This window comes from Aporhodopirellula rubra (assembly GCF_014192335.1).
Lineage (GTDB): Bacteria > Planctomycetota > Planctomycetia > Pirellulales > Pirellulaceae > Rhodopirellula > Rhodopirellula rubra.
The window spans coordinates 41272-59635 of record NZ_JACHXU010000005.1 but is presented as its reverse complement, the minus strand read 5'-3'; the positions used below and the strand labels follow the sequence as shown (position 1 = coordinate 59635).

At 54.1% G+C, this 18364-nt stretch carries 9 protein-coding genes; 5 read left to right on the top strand and 4 right to left on the bottom strand.

The window, feature by feature from the left end; genetic code table 11:
* Window positions 1-378: 378 nt before the first annotated feature.
* From FHS27_RS08325 to FHS27_RS08305, 5 genes are all read left to right on the top strand, one after another.
* On the top strand, window positions 379-948 hold the full coding sequence (locus FHS27_RS08325; RefSeq protein WP_184304077.1) for a sigma-70 family RNA polymerase sigma factor: 570 nt from the start codon (window positions 379-381) through the stop codon (window positions 946-948).
* The gene (locus tag FHS27_RS08320; protein ID WP_184304075.1) at window positions 938-2641 is read left to right on the top strand and encodes a LamG-like jellyroll fold domain-containing protein; all 1704 of its coding nucleotides are present in this window, start codon (window positions 938-940) and stop codon (window positions 2639-2641) included. The genes FHS27_RS08325 and FHS27_RS08320 overlap by 11 nt, the downstream gene beginning before the upstream one ends.
* Window positions 2642-3047: 406 nt before the next feature.
* A complete protein-coding gene (locus FHS27_RS08315; protein WP_184304515.1) occupies window positions 3048-4640 on the top strand; it encodes a sulfatase in 1593 nt (530 codons plus the stop codon).
* Window positions 4637-7378 (top strand): PSD1 and planctomycete cytochrome C domain-containing protein, encoded by a 2742-nt coding sequence (locus tag FHS27_RS08310; protein ID WP_184304073.1) that lies wholly within the window; start codon window positions 4637-4639, stop codon window positions 7376-7378. The genes FHS27_RS08315 and FHS27_RS08310 overlap by 4 nt, the downstream gene beginning before the upstream one ends.
* Window positions 7379-7439: 61 nt before the next feature.
* Window positions 7440-8927, top strand: coding sequence for a DUF1501 domain-containing protein (locus FHS27_RS08305; protein WP_184304071.1), 1488 nt, complete (start codon window positions 7440-7442; stop codon window positions 8925-8927).
* 153 nt (window positions 8928-9080) lie between these two features.
* Here FHS27_RS08305 and FHS27_RS08300 read toward each other — a convergent pair whose 3' ends face one another.
* From FHS27_RS08300 to FHS27_RS08285, 4 genes are all read right to left on the bottom strand, one after another.
* Window positions 9081-12425, bottom strand: coding sequence for a family 16 glycoside hydrolase (locus FHS27_RS08300; RefSeq protein WP_184304069.1), 3345 nt, complete (start codon window positions 12423-12425; stop codon window positions 9081-9083).
* A 293-nt stretch (window positions 12426-12718) separates the two neighbouring features.
* On the bottom strand, window positions 12719-13957 hold the full coding sequence (locus tag FHS27_RS08295) for an Iota-carrageenase A2 (protein ID WP_246419287.1): 1239 nt from the start codon (window positions 13955-13957) through the stop codon (window positions 12719-12721).
* Window positions 13958-14039: 82 nt separating this feature from the next.
* The gene (locus FHS27_RS08290; protein ID WP_184304067.1) at window positions 14040-16844 is read right to left on the bottom strand and encodes a hypothetical protein; all 2805 of its coding nucleotides are present in this window, start codon (window positions 16842-16844) and stop codon (window positions 14040-14042) included.
* 49 nt (window positions 16845-16893) lie between these two features.
* Window positions 16894-18261 (bottom strand): arylsulfatase, encoded by a 1368-nt coding sequence (locus tag FHS27_RS08285; protein WP_184304065.1) that lies wholly within the window; start codon window positions 18259-18261, stop codon window positions 16894-16896.
* Between the last annotated feature and the right edge of the window lie 103 nt (window positions 18262-18364).

Sequence of the window (18364 nt, the reverse complement as noted above, 5' to 3'; positions counted from 1 at the left end):
AGGCAGTGAGGAAAGACGCTGCACGATAACGTGGGGATGTATGAGGTGGGGAGGCGAGCGGGGGCGGGCAGAGATCGGATGGCGAAATCGCGACCGCTGGTTCAGTGAACTGCTGATCTGCGATTCGGTCCATCCCTTTTTGTCGTCGTTGGCCGAAGTGGTTGGGCCGCGTTGCCATCGCGAACAATTATCCTAACAGACCAAATGTGGGAGTGCGTTGAGAATGCCAAGCCTATAGGTTTGGGTTCGGTCGGCAGAAGGAAGCTCGTGGATTTCGTTCGGACCGATCCGAAGGGCGATGTCGGTGGAATTCTGGGTGCATCAAGAAAAACGAAAGAATGTTGTTAGGTTTGTCGTGCGAGTTCTATTATCTCTACTATGACGAACAGCGAACCGAATAACGACCGCTTGCCCATGCGAGATCTTTCACCCAGCCAAGAGTTTGCTGCCGAGATCGCTGCGATTCAGCCTCGGTTGTACGGGTTTATATTAAAGCGATTGGCGGACCGCGAGCAGACTCTCGAGCTTCTGCAGCGAACCAATCTCGTTCTTTGTGAAAAATCCGCTGACTTTCAACACGGTTCTAGCTTCATCGCGTGGGCGTTCACGATTGCTCGATTTCAAGTCATGGCGTGGCGAAAGAATGAGGGACGCAGTCGAGTCGTGTTCACGGACCAAGTTTGCGAACTGATTGACCGGTCGGCGGTGGATGAGATCGCGTCGGTGGACGAACGAATTCCGCAACTGCAACAATGTTTGGATCGTTTGAGAGAACATGATCGAGGGCTCATTCAGCGTCGTTACCGCGACGGCGATTCGCTCGGACTGATTGCGGAATCGTTATCGAAATCGGTTGACGCGCTCGGCATGCAACTCTCACGCATCCGGCGACAACTTGCCGAGTGCGTGAGCAAAGGGATCATGCAGGAGCCCGAATATGACATCTGAATCGACCGAACGTCTTGACGTGCTCGTGTCATCTTTGATCGATGGCACGTTGACGAAATCAGAATCCGAGCAACTGCAGCGATTCTTGCTGGAATCGCCCGCGGCGGTCGCTCGCTATCACGAGCTACTCGATAATCATGAGGCTCTGTGCGCGATATATCCGGGCGACCTTTACGTCGACACGCTTGCGGGTGAGATCGTGAAGCAATCGGTTGCTGACGTCGGTGGGTTGGACAACGTGCGGACTTCCGTGTCGCCATGGTTTTCCTGGTTTGGACTCGCCATCGCGGCTTGTCTTCTGATCGTCGTCGGCCTATCGGGATATTGGATCGGAGGACTTGGAGAGGACGTTGCGCAAAAAAACTCGCCAAACCAATCCGCAAACGAACCACTGGAACAGACGATTGCAGGTCACGCGATGCTGCGGCGTTCGGTCGACGTCCAATGGAGCGCCAATACTCTTAACTATCGTGACGGTGATGTGATATCCGAAGGTTTGCTTCGATTTGACAAAGGACTCGCCGAGATCGACTTTTTCTGCGGCGCGACTCTCACCGTCGAGGGACCGGCTTCGTTGCAAATCGACTCAGACTGGTCGGTGACCGTCGCCGAGGGACGTCTGCGAGCGACCGTCCCGCCCGCGGCACGTGGCTTCGTCGTGAAGGCGGCTGATTGCGAGGTTGTTGATTTGGGAACGGAGTTTTCAATGGACGTTGTCGGGAACAGTGCTCGCGTCGAAGTTCTCGATGGAGAGGTTGCGATGCGCGGTGGTGAACATGACGGTGAGCATCTCTTTTCCGGTGAACAGCGATGGATCGGTACGGCAAACTCAACTCGCGATTTTGCTCAACCGAGCGATCTTTCAAAGTTGCAGCGTCGACGCGACGATGTGGAGCAACAACGTCTCGTGCGATGGCAGGTGCATGCGAAACAATTGGAACGTGACGAACGTTTGCTCGCGTATTACCCGATCACAAATACGCTCAGAGCTCGCGCGGTCGGCAACGCGGCGAATACCGGCGAAGCACACGATGGGACCTTGGTCGGGCCGGTGCAACCGACGATGGGCCGATTCGGTGAGGATTCTCGCGGGTTGGAATTCGATCGCATCGGAGCCCGTGTCCGGACACGAATTGATGGTGAGTTTCCATCTCTGACGCTGGCAACGTGGGCTCGTATCGACAGCCTCGATCATGTTTACAACGCGTTATTCATGAGCGACGGGTACGAGACCGGTGAACTGCACTGGCAGATCGAAAACAGCGGGCGTTTGATGTTTTCGGTTATGGTCGACGATACAAAAAACCGTCAACGATACAGTAAACGGGATGGCCGTTTTGTTGACACCGCGGGTCTCGCACACGTTTATTTCACAGAACCGGTTTGGGATATTTCCAGGAGTGGGCAGTGGTTCCATTTCGCGGTCGTTTACGATCCCGCCGGCCGCGAGGTGACCCATTACGTGAATGGGAAACCGGTCAGCCATGAGGCGATTGTTGATCGTCATTACATCGAACAACTCCGAATCGGACCGGCTGAAATCGGAAATTGGGGCCAGCCTTTTCGCAACACTCCGTGGTTCGCCGTTCGAAATTTGAATGGAACGATTGACGAGCTTGCCATCTTCAGTGAACCACTCACCGCGACGGAAATTGCCGACTTATACGAACGAGGAAAACCCGTTGGATACTAGAGAAACGATGGCACCTGAATTCGGCAGCTCAGCACGGCCTCATGTCAGTCGAAAGGACTGCGTTGTGGACAAGAGTCTACCGGTCCGTGGCCCAGCCAAGCATTCTGCATGGCGGCGATCGGTCCAGACGGGGCGATCAAGACTGCGTCCCAAACCGTCCGCTCGAAACAATCGCTTAATTTCGGATATCGCACCCATCTAAGTAGAAAACCCCTCAACAAACGCTCTTTAATTATATTACAATAGCAGGAATAGCGGTTTGGAGCTGAGTGCATGACTCAGAAATCGCTGTTCAAAACCGGTTGAGCGTCGATTCAGCCCGGATTGAATCGAAGAAATTGTCGGACCTTCATCATCAACCTTCAAAAGAGCCAAGATGGATTCAAGCATCCCCACTTTAAAGCGAATGTTAGGTATCGCATGCACACTGGTTTTTGCCTGCTTCGTTCACGCCGCCGATCAACCTAATATTCTTTTCATCGCTGTCGATGATCTGCGTCCAGAACTGGGGTGCTATGGATCTCCTATCGCGGTGTCACCGAATCTCGACGCGTTGGCGCGTGACGGGCTGCTCTTCAACCGCGCGTACTGTCAGCAGGCGATCTGTCGTCCTTCCCGCGCCAGTTTGATGACCGGGGCGAGGCCCGAGTCGACAGGATTGTTTCACAATTATGTTTCGCTCAGAGAGTTGCAGCCCGACATCATCACCTTGCCTCAGCATCTGATCGAGCACGGATACGAAACGGTCTACACCGGAAAGATCTTCCATCAAGGCGACACGGACGAGGAAAATTCGTGGAGCCGTGAACCAGTTCGCAAAATGCCTGGTGTCAAGAAACCCAGCGGTGGATTTGCACTCCCCGAAAATCAGCGAATCCAATCCGAAGATCGTAAGGCGATGATCGCCAAATATGGTGAAGCCGCCAAACGTGGACTCGCGAGCGGGCCCGCCTATGAATGCGCCGACGTACCTGATCACGCGTATGTCGATGGTTACAACACGCTGCAAGCTATCGCGACGATGAAGGAATTGGCCCAACAACCTGACAAGCCGTTTTTCTTGGCATTGGGCTTCAAGAAGCCTCACCTGAATTGGGTTGCGCCGAAGAGGTACTGGGACATGTATGACCCGGCCGAAATTCCAATGGCTGAAGAAGATCACGCACCATCCGCGGGCGCTTCGATGGGATTGCATGCTTCGTTTGAACTGAGAACGCGAGCGGGAATTCCTAAATCAGGACCGCTGGGGCCAGAACTTTCACGAACGCTCAAGCACGCTTACCTCGCCTGTGTCAGCTACGTTGACGCCCAGATTGGGAAAGCGATCGCCGCTCTCGAAGAAGAGGGGCTTCGCGACAACACGATCATCGTTGTCTGGGGAGACCACGGTTGGCATCTCGGCGACATGGGCGTTTGGGGGAAAGCAACCAACTATGAGATCGCGACTCGCGTACCGCTGATGATTTGGACGCCTGGCATGAAAACACGTGGGGCGAAAACGGATGCTTTGGTTGAGTTAGTCGACATCTTCCCAACGCTCTGCGAGTTGTCTGGCGTGCCGATACCCGATCACGTCGAAGGCCATAGCTTCGTTCCGTTGCTCGAAAATCCAACCCTGCCATGGAAGACGGCTGTGTTCAGCCAGTACCCCAACCCGGCACTGCGAGAATGGGCAGCCAATCCACTTTCACCGGCGATGCGCGAAACCTGGTTTGGGCCTCTCATCACGGAAGTCGAAACGCGTATCGAGCAGCAATTTCCTGACGTTTGGCAACGCGATCTGTTCGAACAGCACCTAACCGGGTTTGCGATGAGAACGGATCGCTACCGTTTGGTCGTTTGGAAAGACCGTCGTGATTTGGCGGCGGATCCTGTCTTCGTTGAATTGTTTGATCACGAGACCGATCCTCGCGAAACAACGAACCTTGCGACTGAGAACCCAGATGTCGTTAACGCGTTGATGGATCAACTTCACGCAGGATGGGAGGCTGCCTTATGATTCGCCAATGGCTGATATTTCAATTTGTCGCGATGGTTCTAGTGACCTCGTCTGAGATCACACTCGCGAGCGAAATTGACTTCGAGAATGACGTTTATCCGATCCTCGAAGACAACTGTTTGTTTTGCCACGGAGAGGACGAACAAGAATCTGGCTTGCGTCTGGACCGGCGTGGGTACATGCTTCGTGGTGGCGATTCAGGATTGGCGGCGGTCGTGCCCGAGCATCCCGAGAAGAGCTACCTCATCGATGTGATCAATCACGTTGACGAAGAGATGGCGATGCCACCGGACGAAGATAAAATCGCGGACGAAGACATTGATCTCATCACGCGTTGGATCCAAGCCGGGGCGGTCTGGCCGGGCCAGATGGACGATATTGCGGAAGAAGAGATCGATCACTGGGCGTTTCTTCCGCGTCAAACCGAATTCGACCAAGACTGCATCGACGACTTTTTGCGTGAAAAACTCGCCGGCGCCGGGGTGTCGTTTTCCGACACCGCGGACGCGCGATCACTTATCCGGCGAGCATCCATTGTCCTCACCGGTCTCGCGCCGACGCCCGAGCGAACGACTCAGTTCATTGAGGCGTTTGCCGAAGACAGAGATGCTGAAGAGAGGAATGCAGCTTACGAAAATTTGATTGAGGAATTGCTCGCCTCGCCGCACTTTGGTGAGCGATGGGCGCAGCACTGGCTCGATGTCATTCGATGGGCCGAAACCAACGGCAGCGAGAGCAATCTCTATCGCAAGAATGCCTGGATGTACCGCGATTACGTCGTCAGGTCGTTCAACGAAGACAAACCCTACGATGAGTTCATTCGGGAACAACTCGCCGGCGATGTGCTCGGTCATGGCGATGCAACCGGTTTTCTCGTCGCAGGACCTCATGTTCCCGCGGCGACCGTTGGCCAAGAGCCGACCGCGATCCGTCAAGCGCGTGCGGATCGGATGGACGAAGTGTTGCAGACCGTCGGCGCGTCGATGATGGGCGTGACGATCGGGTGTGCCCGATGCCATAACCACAAATTCGATCCGATATCAATTCAAGATTACTATTCCATGTCGGCCGCATTCCAAGATGTGGAATTTGGGAGCCGATTCCCTGAACTAGCCGACGATCACCCTCGCGTTTTGCGATCCACTCAGTTGCGAAGCCACCTGGACGATCAGCGTCAAGAAATGCGATCCAACGGATGGGCGTGGGTTGAAGATTGGACGGGCTACGAGGAAGTTCATTTCCCAACTCAAACGATCGACGAGATGCGAATCGTTTTTAACGGCCGTTGGGTGATGTTGGATGAGATGGAAATTCTCGAAGCGGACGGCGAGCATCGGAATGTGCTCGCACCTGAATTAGGTGCGGTTATCACTGATAATCCATCCACTCACGTCGCGAGTCAGCCGACCAGCAATTTGAATAACGGTGTTTTCGGTACCAAGGGGTGGCGAGGTGTCAGTAAGAAGGGAAACAAAGAGACGCCTTGGCTCCAGTTCGAATTTCCCAAAACGGTTTCTGTTAGCAGTATTCGGTTGAGTTCCAATCGTGAAGATTTTCTCGAAACCGACTACTTGGAAGGCATGAACAAATCCAAGTACGGCGATTTCAATATCGAAATACTTGACGACGACGGTCAGTGGCGACCTTTTGCGTCCACGGCGGCGATGAGGAAGAAGTCGACCGATATTGAGCAGCGTCAAGCTCTGCAACAGAAAATCCAGGAAGTGATTGGTGCGTTGATAGTCGAGGGACCTCAGCCCGCGTTCTTGGCACAGTTCGTCGAACCCGTTGAAACGTTCGTGTTGGCACGAGGCAGTCCCGAGAGCCCGCGAGATCGTGTACATGCCGCCGCACCTAATCGACTCGGTGGCGATTTAGGAATCGATCCCGAGAGTCCCGGGGCACTCCGCCGCCAAGCATTCGCGGATTGGTTGGTGTCGCCTGAAAATCCGTTGACCGCTCGCGTGATGGCGAATCGGATCTGGCATCATATTTTCGGTTCGGGCATCGTGCCCACACCGAGTGACTTTGGGCTCGCCGGTGCACCGCCAACGCATCCGGAGTTGCTCGATTGGTTGACGGGCCAATTCATCGAATCGAATTGGTCGATGAAATCGATGGTGAGAATGATCGTTTTGTCGGATGCGTTCAAGCAATCCAATGCGCCGAATGAAGCCGGATTGGCGAAAGACGCAACCGCCCAATTGCTGTGGCGTTTCCCTCCCCGACGCGTCGAGGCCGAAGTGATCCGGGACAGCGTTCTGCAGGCGTCCGGCCGACTCGATCCGACGATTGGCGGGCCGAGCTATCGCATCCACAACGTCAAGAAACGCTATGCCCAATGGGAAGTTGTCGACAACCACGGCGATGAAACTTGGCGACGAATGCTTTATCAGGAACGAATGCGGCGAGTCGACGATCGCATCTTCACCGCGTTTGATTTTCCCGATTGCGGACAGATCCGCGCCAAACGGCCCGTCTCAACGACGCCACTGCAGGCTCTCAATCTGATGAACAGTGATTTCGTGGTTAACCAAGCAACACTGCTGGCTGAACGGGCACGTTCAGAGCGAGGAGATGCAATCGATGCACAGGTCATTCGTTGTTTCGAATTGTTGTTGTGTCGGCAACCCTCACAAGATGAATTGGAGGCATCGATCGAGGTCGCGAAAACGCAAAGTCTCGAATTGCTTTGTCGAACGTTGATCAACACCAACGAGTTTGCATTCCTGCCGTAAACCTTTGGGTTTGCCGTTCACCTTATCCTAGTCAACTGCATCAACACATCGAATCTTCGTGATGAATCCTGAAAAGTTATCTCCCGTTGGTCGCTCTCTTCTCGATCGTCGTTCCTTCCTCGGACAATCGGGGATGTCTTTGGGGGCGATCGCATTGTCGCAATTGCTCGCCAAAGACAACCTGCTCGCATCGACATCAGGTGTGGGGCCGATTCGGCCGGATATCGATGACGAGAATCCCTATGCCGCTCGCAATCCGCATTTTGAAATGCCGGCCAAACAGGTGTTGGTGATCTATTGCCCCGGTGCGGTCAGTCACGTCGACACGTTCGATTACAAACCGGACCTTTACAAGCTCGACGGTCAAAAGCCGCCTGGCATTCCGCAGGTCACCTTTGAGGGACCCACGGGCAACATCGCCAAACCGTTTTGGGATTTCAAACCGCGCGGCGAGTCGGGGAAGATGGTGTCAGACTTATTGCCGAATCTCGCCGGGATGGTCGACGATTTTTGTTTCATGCATTCGTTGACCACGCAAACGAGTGCTCACCCGCAAGGCGAGAACTTCATGAACACGGGGTTCACGATGGAAGGTTTTCCTTCGTTCGGTGCGTGGGTAACATACGCGTTGGGATGCGAAACCGACGAACTGCCCGCATTCGTCGCGATCAATGATCCCCGTGGTTTGGCGCGTAGCGGTAAAAATAATTTCGGCAGTGGTTTCCTACCCGCCGCATTCCAAGGGACTGACTTTACTGCCTCGAACCCACCCGCGAACCTCGGTCGCCCCAATGCGTACACCTCTGACGCCGATCGGGCGAGTGTGTCGTTGTTACAACGCCTCAACGCGAAACACCTGCAGCAGTTCCCTGGCGACGCCGATCTCGCCGCACGTATTGCGAGTTATGAACTCGCTGGACGCATGCAGACGTCCGTTCCCGACGTCATGGATATCGCGAACGAACCGGCCCATGTTCACAAATCCTATGGAACGGAGTCAGGTACGGAATTGAAGAAGGCATACGCGAATAACTGCATACTCGCACGACGGTTGCTCGAGAAGGGGGTTCGCGTTGTTCAGCTATTTAATGGCAGTGACCCGGCGGGTGGCAACGGCATCACCAACTGGGATTCACATAGCGAAATTGAAAAAACACACGCGATGCAAGCCGAGATTATGGACCAACCCACCGCGGCATTGATCGCGGATTTGAAACAACGTGGGATGTTGGAACACACGCTCGTCGTTTGGTGCACTGAGTTCGGACGGATGCCGTTCTTGCAGGCAAACGGAACCGGTCGCGATCACAACCCTGACGCGTTCACGTGTTTCCTTGCTGGGGCCGGCGTGAAGAAGGGCTTCAGTTATGGGGAAAGTGATGAGTTCGGATTTAAAGCGGCGGTCAACGAAACTTCCGTTTACGACTTTAACGCCACTCTCTTGCATCTGATGGGGCTCAACCACGAACGGTTGACGTACTATCACAACGGACTGGAACGCAGGCTCACGAACGTCCACGGTCACGTGGTCAAAGACGTGCTCGCGTGAGGTCCGCAGTACGCTGTTGAGGAACGCCTTTGTTTGCGTCCATTGGTATCGATAGGGTTTTCTAAAACATGCAGCCGATGTCGCCTGACATTGGGGAATCGTATTCTGGCGACTCTCATTGCTGCGAACGAGCACGTCATCGTTTGAGATGCTCTAACGGGCTTTTTTGCTTTTCGTGGCTTTCTTCTGGTAGCGTTTCATCCAACCCTGGGTGGCCATCAACTCGCCACTCTCGAGCCGTTTCCACAGTTCCGGTTCCTGGTCACGGACTCCGTCTCGAGCCAGTTCACCGGCGAGTCCGAACTCAGGGTGTCGATTCCCGAGGTCCTTTAACCCGAAGTCTTCGTTCGCGTCCGTCCACTCTGATTCGAGGGCCCGCAACTGGGCCATCACGCCGGCATACTCTGGATCGGCGGCAAGGTTATGCATCTCGTCCGGATCACGCGACAGGTCATAGAGTTCCTCCGACGGTTTTCGATCGGCAAAGAAGACGCTTTCGTTCGCAGTGAGTTTGCCTTCGCGAGCGAGGCGTCGCATCACATGCACCGCAGGTCTGTTGAGATCGAGATACGCTTGATGAGCGTCCCAGGGAACGTCCGGCATGTGGTTCTTGATGTACTTGAAACGATCCGTTGTGATGCTTCGTGAGCACTCGTCGATCTCGTCCCAAATGTCTCGTGCCGATCGGACGTATTGACGATACCGAGGTTGGTCGACATCGATCAGCGGTTCGGCGGTCATGTAGTCAGGACGGGCCACGCCGGCGAGATGCAAGACACTCGCTGAAATGTCGGTTGTGCAAACAAGATCATCAATCACGGTTCCCGGGGTGACTCGGCCAGGCGCCCAAACGATCATCGGAACATGTATACCCGACTCGTGCAGATAGCCTTTGCCTCGTAGATTGCAGCGGCCGTTGTCTGCGATAAAGATCACGACGGTATTTTGGTCGAGTCCCTGATCTCTCAGCGACTTCATCAACACCCCGACTTCGTTATCCATGTATTCGACCGTGTCGAGATAAGTGGCCCAGTCGTAACGGATCTCAGGCGTGTCGGCAAAGTAAGGTGGCAGTTCGACATCTTCGACTGCGACCGGGTGTGTCGATTGCTCGCGCACCTCGTTCCACCAATCACCTCGGTGCGTCACTTTCAATTGAATTTGATTGAAGAACGGTTGGTCGTCGGTCGCGAAATCGGCTTGTTTGTCGAACAGTCCAAAGTGATTGACGCCGTCATAGGGACCAATTGCGTCATGACGAAAGTTGCAATCGATTTTCGTTCCTTTGGCCATGACGGAGCTGTGTCCGAGCAAGCAGGTATAGCCCGCGTCACGCAGGTAAACCGTGATCGGTTTGAAAGGAGGTTGAAGCGGGACGTCTCGGTTGCTGCGATGGTGATGACTGTTGGTCCGAGTTTGATCGACACCGACCATCATCGCGGATCGATTGGGGGAACAAATGGGGTTGGAGCAATACGCGTTGGTGAATAACGCTCCCTCTTTTGCTAACCGATTGAGATTGGGAGTTTTGACGCCTGCCATTGCGTAGCACTCCAAATCGAGTCCCATATCTTCCGCCATCAACCAAACAATGTTGGGACGCGACCTCTTTGTCTTCGACCGGGTAACACCGTGAGGTTGCGATGTGTGGTTTTCGTTTTTGACGACCGGACGAAGGACAATGTTGCGGTACTGGACCGACGTGTGATCGCCTTGCAGATAGATCGGTCCAGGTTTGGATTCATCGGCATCGAGCGCACCGTTGGTGCAGCCAACGATTGGTTCGTTGTCGATGACCTTCTGGCCGTTGAGGATGACGGTCAAATGACGGTCGACTAAGGTGATGTCATAATGTTGCCACTCGCCGCCCGGTTTCCCGGCATTCACGGTAGGTTTGATGCGACTGAACAGCGAGCCGACGCCGATGATCCCCTGCATCCGACTGTCGCAGTCGACGACTTGCACTTCGTATCGACCACGCAAGTAAATACCGCTGTTTCCTCCCGGTGGAACCTTGAAATCAAGGTTCAAGTTGAAGTCGTCGAATTCGCGATCCGTTCTCAGGTTGCCGTACCTGGCGTAAGGATTGAAGGTCGTTTTGGGAGTCTCGTTGACCAGAACCGAATTAACCACCTTCCATCGGTTTTCTTGTGCAGGGTTCGTTAACCGCCAACCGTCCAGGTCGGTTCCGTTGAAGAGTTCAATCGGTTCACCAAACGTCACGCGATTCAAATCCGGTTTCGCGGGCACGGGATCGATGCGCGTGCCATTAAAGGCCACCGAATCGAAACCGCCACTCTCTGTTGGGTGTTCTACCAGGATCGTCATGAGGTCGCCGTTGATCGTCGCCTCGTGACGACATGAAACTTTTTCGCCTCGCGGCGGCCCTCCGGGATATTCAGGTTCACCAAACGCACGCCGATGAAAGAACTGCAATTTGTCTTCCGTGATCGCCACATCGGTCAATTGTTTCGGTGCACCGACGGTCCAGAGTTCACCTTTGATTTGACCGGCGTCGTGAGTCAGCGAGAGCCAACCGGCGGCACCACTGGGCAATCTCAACGCCCAATTGCCGACCGCTCGGTCGATGACGTTGTCAGTCTGGTTTGTATTTCCGACATCGTTTTTCGCCGGTGCCGCGTTCTTCTCCAGATTCAACAGTTCAATTTTGCGGAATTCCGTTGGATGACTTTCTGACTGGAGTGAGATCGTGCCTCGATCGAGCATCAGGTTGCCGTCGCTAATCAGTGGAGCGGCTTCGGGATCCTTCGGATCGTATTGCGGATGTGTGTATTCGAGGACCGTTTTTCCATCGAGGATATGTCGCACCACCTCGTTGCCACGAACTTCAATTTCGGCGGTGACCCATTGATCGCCATGATAGGTGTCGGAATTGCTGCTGGTGCAATGCGGAGTGAAAAGTTTGCCGTTCAATACGACGTTCGTCCCAGGCGTACACAGATTCAAATTGGTGCGTGCGTCGGTGCCATTGCCGCCGAGCAACTGGACTTCGATCGAGACGGGAAACTTCTGATTCAGCGTCATCAATTTTGGGTCCTGCCCGTGTAGCATGAGCCCGTTGTTTCGATAAGCCCAACCAGGACCACCTGCGATTTGTTCGCCGACGAACCGGTATTCGATCCGAAGCTTGTAGTGCGAAAAGGTGTCTTTGTAGAAAAGGTGACCAAACTTATCGAAGCTGTTGCGTTTGCCGCTGTCGAGACTGGTCGAATCCTCAGGCAGATAGTCTTCGTACGTTACAACCAGCGATCCGTCGCGCACGCGAAAAGTGTCGGCGTAGTTGACGCCGAGTTTGTGACCGCGAATCTTCGGCGTCCATCCCGATAAATCCTTCCCGTTGAAAAGTTGGATCCATTGACCGTGTTCATTGTGATCGGGAGACGCCTGGTCGTCGGCGATGACGGTGGAACCTAGCACTGCCGACAACAAGACAATGGCCGGCAGAAAGCCGGACTTGCAAAACGTTGGGTAATTCATGTGGCGAGGCCTTGATTTGAGGAGAGAGGGTAACCAGCGTACCATGATTGAAACCCGGATTGACGACCCGTCGATTACGTCATTGTGCGTTCACGAAAAATTCGACAATCATCGTCCGTCGTGGAGGGAGTCGCCCCGGTTGTGCGAACCTGACTGACCACCGTGTTTTAAGCCCGGTTTTGTAATGAGCGAGAAGCGAACGTCAATCCGGCTGGCTTGCTATACGGTAACCGGCAATTGGCTAAACCGCTGGTTTATCACGTGTAGCGTAAAGTGGACATTTGCCCGCGCGATCATCTATCGCTTTGGGGACGATTTGACTTGTTCGACTTTTGACGCTTTTTATGTCCCGGCACCGGTTCGGTCACCACGTCGTCGGCGAACTGAAACCCGTGTGCCGTCACTATTTCGACGTCGACGCGGTAGTTCGCGTCATTAAGAACCGCGGCGATCGACGGGCCGATGAAAGGCGTCGCGAACTCGGCTTCTTCTGGGATTCGAACCGAGTTCATCAATTCCAACGGCATGTAAGGAAGGTGTTTTTGTTTGAGTTGAGCGTGTTCTCCAAACGTCGCTTCGATGTTCTTCACGTAGGATCGTTCCGCGAACGTGCCCGGCTTCAACCCGGCGGTCGCGTATTTCTTCGACACAAAACCGCCCTCAATCCGAACGGCGAATCCGCATCCCACGGACTTCACGCCATCAACTCGGACGACGCCGTTCGTCATTGCGTGGGGTGAGATCATGACCGCGCAGTTGCCATTGGTGCATTCGATGTTCTCGCCGACGAGATTGAACAATCCGCCAAATTGCGCGTCATTCATTTTGGTCAGTCCGGTCTCGAACCGTAGCGTGGCGCCGCCGGTTCCGGATAGGTTTTTGAAAAGAACATTCTTGGCAGCTTGAGTTTGGACGACACCATATCCATAGTGCGCGTTTTCGACGCTGATATTTTCGACAGTGCCTTGGTTGGGCATTCCTGATCCACCGGTTTCGATTCCCGTTGCGTTGAAGTTCACGCACGACAATGCGGTCTGCGCGTCGATGCAATGAAAATTGGCAATGTAGAAGTTCTTCACGTTGCCAGTGGAAACAACCTGAAGTCCTTTCGTGTATTCGAAGAACTTAACGGTAAAGCGGCCACCGAGTCCGCGGATGCTCACATTTTCAATTTCTTCGTCAGCTTTTCCTAATTCGAACAAGGTCGTGTTTTTGACAGTTTGGCCGACGTGTGGAATCAGTGTTGCCTGATGGTCAATTCCGATATGGACGTTGGATCGCAATTGAATGTTTGAAAATGTGTAACTTCCCGCTGGGATGGTCAGCATGCCTCCACCGTTCTCGCTCAATTCATCAATCGCCCCTTGCAAGACTGCGCTGATGTCCGTGGATCCGTCTGTCGGAACCCCATGGTCTGCTTTCAAGTCCTTGACGACGGATCTGTTCTCAAACGAGTCGTCATAGAATCCGTTGGCAGGAACAGATGGAAAGCAAAAAAATAATGCCAGCAAGAGACAAGGAACGCGTAGCATGGTTGCGATTTCGGGCGGTGGGGGGAGTGAAATGTGGGCGTGGGAAATGAGTGTCAATCTGTAGTCGGCTAGATGAGAAGTTTCATGGCTGAGCAACGAGCGGTGCGTCGAGTTCGATGTCAATGAATCGAAACATGCCTAAGGGCACCGGCACCGTAACTGCGGTCGGGTCTGAAAGGTCGAATTCGGTTCCGAACAAGATGTCTCGCATCTTCGCCGGTTGAGCGGTATGGAAATGAACGACCGCTTGGCGAGGATTCGGATTGATGTAGCCGCTGTCGATCAGAGTCAGACGCAGGTGAGTCGGTGACGTTTGGGCGGTAACCCATGCGACCTGACCGGAAACAGTGAGCGGTAATTGTTTCGCGGCCTTTTTGATGTCCGATTCGATCGTTTCGTAGTAGCGGTCCGCGGGAAACGACTGCTCGCCGTCGGCCGATAGATAGCGGTGCCCGTCGGTGTGATGCTCGTTCAGGATGTCTTTGTAAATGGGATGCAGGTTGTCGAGCAGTCGTCCTCGTGGGGCGTCGGGGTTCGCGTGAGGCCCGTGTTGAGGCGGCGTGATCAGAACCAATCCGTTCTCATATGGCGGCAGGAAATTCAATCGGCGGTCGTTCACGCCGGCGGCATAACGCGAGAAATCCCACTGCGTTACCGGGGCACCTGGCCAACTCCCGTTCAGGCGACTGAACACCATCGGGCGTTGAGCTTCCTTCTCAGCGTCGAAGAAGGTGCACCACTTCACGTTGCTGCTCTCGAGCATGTATTCGTGATCCGGTTCGTGCATGCTGAGATGGACCGGCGAGAAACTGACGATCTCGTTGCGTTTTGGAACATAGAGAGCGCCTTTGGCAATCAGTTCCCATAGCAAGCTCATGTACTCTTGGTCGACGGAAAAATTGTCGATGTACTGCGCACCACCTGAGATGTGATAGATCATCATTCTCAGGAAATGGTTAGGAAGCATCTGATGGGAGTGTTGCCGGGATCGATCGAAACTGGTGTTGTCCCGAGCACATCGACTGCCCCAACTATCGGTCGCCCCACTCGCCCAAATTCCCGACCTGCCCGCGATACTCAGTTCCATCGCCTTGTCCGTGGTCTCTTCCATGGCGGGAACGAAGACGTCCGAGAACTCTCCTGACAGCAATCGATTCCACATTGGCAAGTAAACGTTGCCTTGCCAGAAAGAGTGTTTCGTTCGCACGTAGATGTTGGTGTTCTTGCCTTGGGCGTATTGAGCCAAGGGGTAGAAATGGTTGTTCAGGACGAACGCAAAGTCTTCGCTGTGGTCTTCCAGTTCGGGGTAGATCAAGACGGTCTTCTTGCCATCGGCGGCATCGATCACCTTTTGGAGCGTGTCGAGAGTGAACATGTAGGGATCATTGCCGTGTCCGGCCCAGTATGCCGCGCCGTCCTCACCGTCGTAGATGTCCGTCAACGCATCGACTGCTTGTTGCGGAGTCAGTGTGTACTTTCGTCGTCGGTCTCGTTTGGCCGCGTATTTTTCATTGCCGAGTGACGACCGGTCCCAATCTTCCGCGACGCCGAAATGTTGATGGTCGAGAAATACTGGACTGCTCGATGTCCGTTGGATCTCGTCAACGAGAGGCTGCAGTGATTGATCAACGGATTCGGACATCATGTAGACGGGCAACGGTTCTCGTTCCCATTTCGGACGCGAGAAAGCACGTGTCCGTTGCCGTACCAGTTCGGAGGCTTTCAAGATGGCGGTAATTTTACCCGGTGGGACGAGTTCGGCGAAATCTTGCTTCCATTTCTCGTTCGTGAGATCGAGGATATGGATGCAGCTGCCCCCGCTTTGGACGCTCGCAAGGATGATGCGTGAATTCGCCTCGTCCATCCACATGTCGTTAAACGAAAACCGGCACGAATGCACCTCGCAATTGGCAGCTTTCAGATCCTGTGGGACCAATGCGATTTGCCGTCCGTAGAGCAAGAGGTATCTAAACGTATCGTTCACGGGATATATCGCGGGCTGCACGACTCGGTATCCGAACCCGTCAACCTGTTTCTTCAGCGAACTCAGTTTGAACGAAGACTGCTCGTTGTCATTGACGTTCATCCGCGTCATGGAGGAATCGTTTCCATGAGCCGAGGTGCCCAGCAAGATTTCCTCTCCGTTTGGTGAAACCACGAGATCGCCGATTCCGCGTCCCGCATTCACCGCCGTCGTGCATGTTGGTTTATCGGCCAAGGGATCAAACAAGTACACCACGCCCTTATCCTGCATTCCGTTCATGGAACCATGGACGACAAGGGTTTCGGAGCCATCGGGACGCACTATTTTTCGTAAGAAGTTCGCCATGTGCATCCTCTTAGGAGGTGCCGGCTTGAACGGATCGTTCCCCCAAGGTTTGGCGATCGAGTAAGTCTTCGAAGACAGTCGCTTTACCTGTGCCCCTTCAGGCGATAGGTAGTAAATATTGTTGTCAAAACCTCCGCAGACAACGAAAGGTTTCTCTGCCTGATGGATCACGCAGACCGAGTACATCGGTGCGTCGTTCGCCTTGAATTCCCAGAGCAGTTTGCCAGACGTGCTGAGGCAGTAGACGTGCCCGTCTGCGTTCGCCGCGAGAATCTCGTCATTGCGATCACCCGTGATGTCTTCGCACCACACGTCGTGATTCATGATCCCGGAGAGATCGTTTTTCCAGAGAGGCTTGCCGTCACTGCTCAACGCGAGAATCGCACCATCGTAACTGCTGCCGATGATCATCGACTGATCATCATGTTGGGCGACACTGACTTTGGTGATTGTGTGCCCGGTGTCGAAGCTGGAGATACCGGCAGATTGGATTGGCGATGCCCAAAGCGAGGCCGCCAAACCGAGCCCCAGAAAAATGGCCTGATTTATTCGGAACATGTCTGATCGTCACTATCACGGAAGGAGTTCAAGATGTTTTGAATCGTCGTTACTTCGAGCGAGCCTGACTCATCAGGCTGCCTAATTCTTCAACGATCTCGGGATGGGTGTCTGCGACGTTGTTCGTTTCTCCAACATCGGTCGATAGGTCGTAGAGCTCGGGCGGCGCATCAGGTTTTCGATTGATGTTGTATCGGACCGCTTTCCAATTCCCTTTGCGTAACGCCTCGCGTCCACCTTGGGCGGGGAAATCCCAATACAGATACTCATGCTCGTGCTGGTTTGGACGACCCAAGAGAGTCGGATTCATCGACACGCCGTCCGTGTCGCGATCTAGCGAAACCGATGCAAGGTCAGCCATCGTGGGCAAGAAATCCCAGAACGCACAGACATGATCGGATTCGGTTCCTGCAGCGATCTTGCCCGGCCAGACCGCGATCATCGGTACACGCACACCGCCTTCGTAGAGATCTCGCTTGACCCCTTTCACTACTCCATTGGAATCAAAGTACTCCGGATCGTGCCCACCTTCCTGGTGCGGCCCGTTGTCTGAACTGAAGATGATGAGTGTGTCTTCGGCGATTTCGAGTTCATCGAGTTCGGCAACAATCTCGCCAACGTAGTCGTCCAGCACCGTGACCATGGCGGCAAAGGCGGCGTGACCTTCAGGTTGTGCGGCGTAGTAATCTTCCGGATAGCTGACTTCGGGAAGGTATTTGCCTCGAAACCTTTTCATGTACTCTTCGGGAGCAACCATGTCAGCATGCGGTTGGATCGCGGCGTAGTAGCAAAAGAACGGTTGGTCCTTGTTCTCTCGTATGAAATCGATCGCTTCTCGGTGGATCAGATCAGGCGCGTAGTCACGTTTGTGTGATGCGACGTTACCCCACAACAATTCTCGTTGGTCATCATTCCAAAGAAACGCCGGGTAGTAGCAATGTGCGATCCGTTGGCAGTTGTATCCGTAGAAGCGGTCAAAGCCCATCTTCAGTGGATCGCTCTCGGAACCGGGATATCCTAGTCCCCACTTACCAAACGCTCCGGTTTGATATCCTGCCGATTGCAGCAAATGGCCGATCGTGAAGGTGTCGGCTGGCATCGGCATCTGGCCTTCGGGGGCGTGCTCGGCGTTTCCCTTGACAGGCGTGTGGCCGGTATGCAGTCCGGTCATCAACGAACATCGTGACGGTGCGCAGACCGCGCTGCCAGAATAATGCTGAGTGAAACGCATTCCACGTTTAGCCAATGCGTCAATGTGTGGTGTTTGGAAATGGGTTTGTCCGTAGCAACTCAAATCGCCATAACCCAAATCGTCCGCCAGGATGAAGATGACGTTCGGTTTCTGTCGATTGGGTTGTTCGGCGAAACAAACCGTGGAGAGGGGAAGGACGAGCAGGGAAATCAATAGATTCTTCATGGTGCAAAGTCGTGGGGAGATTCACTTCGAGTGCGATCGACAGCGCCTCGCTGAAAATTTGAGTCTAGATGAACATGGCGAGGAGTTCGTGTCTTTTGTAGGT

Bases quoted from the DNA above. Each gene is read 5' to 3' on its own strand.
- FHS27_RS08300 (WP_184304069.1), bottom strand. From the start codon at position 12,425: ATGAATTACCCAACGTTTTGCAAGTCCGGCTTTCTGCCGGCCATTGTC.
- FHS27_RS08305 (WP_184304071.1), top strand. From the start codon at position 7,440: ATGAATCCTGAAAAGTTATCTCCCGTTGGTCGCTCTCTTCTCGATCGT.
- FHS27_RS08320 (WP_184304075.1), top strand. From the start codon at position 938: ATGACATCTGAATCGACCGAACGTCTTGACGTGCTCGTGTCATCTTTG.
- FHS27_RS08295 (WP_246419287.1), bottom strand. From the start codon at position 13,957: ATGCTACGCGTTCCTTGTCTCTTGCTGGCATTATTTTTTTGCTTTCCA.
- FHS27_RS08315 (WP_184304515.1), top strand. From the start codon at position 3,048: ATGTTAGGTATCGCATGCACACTGGTTTTTGCCTGCTTCGTTCACGCC.
- FHS27_RS08310 (WP_184304073.1), top strand. From the start codon at position 4,637: ATGATTCGCCAATGGCTGATATTTCAATTTGTCGCGATGGTTCTAGTG.
- FHS27_RS08325 (WP_184304077.1), top strand. From the start codon at position 379: ATGACGAACAGCGAACCGAATAACGACCGCTTGCCCATGCGAGATCTT.
- FHS27_RS08285 (WP_184304065.1), bottom strand. From the start codon at position 18,261: ATGAAGAATCTATTGATTTCCCTGCTCGTCCTTCCCCTCTCCACGGTT.
- FHS27_RS08290 (WP_184304067.1), bottom strand. From the start codon at position 16,844: ATGTTCCGAATAAATCAGGCCATTTTTCTGGGGCTCGGTTTGGCGGCC.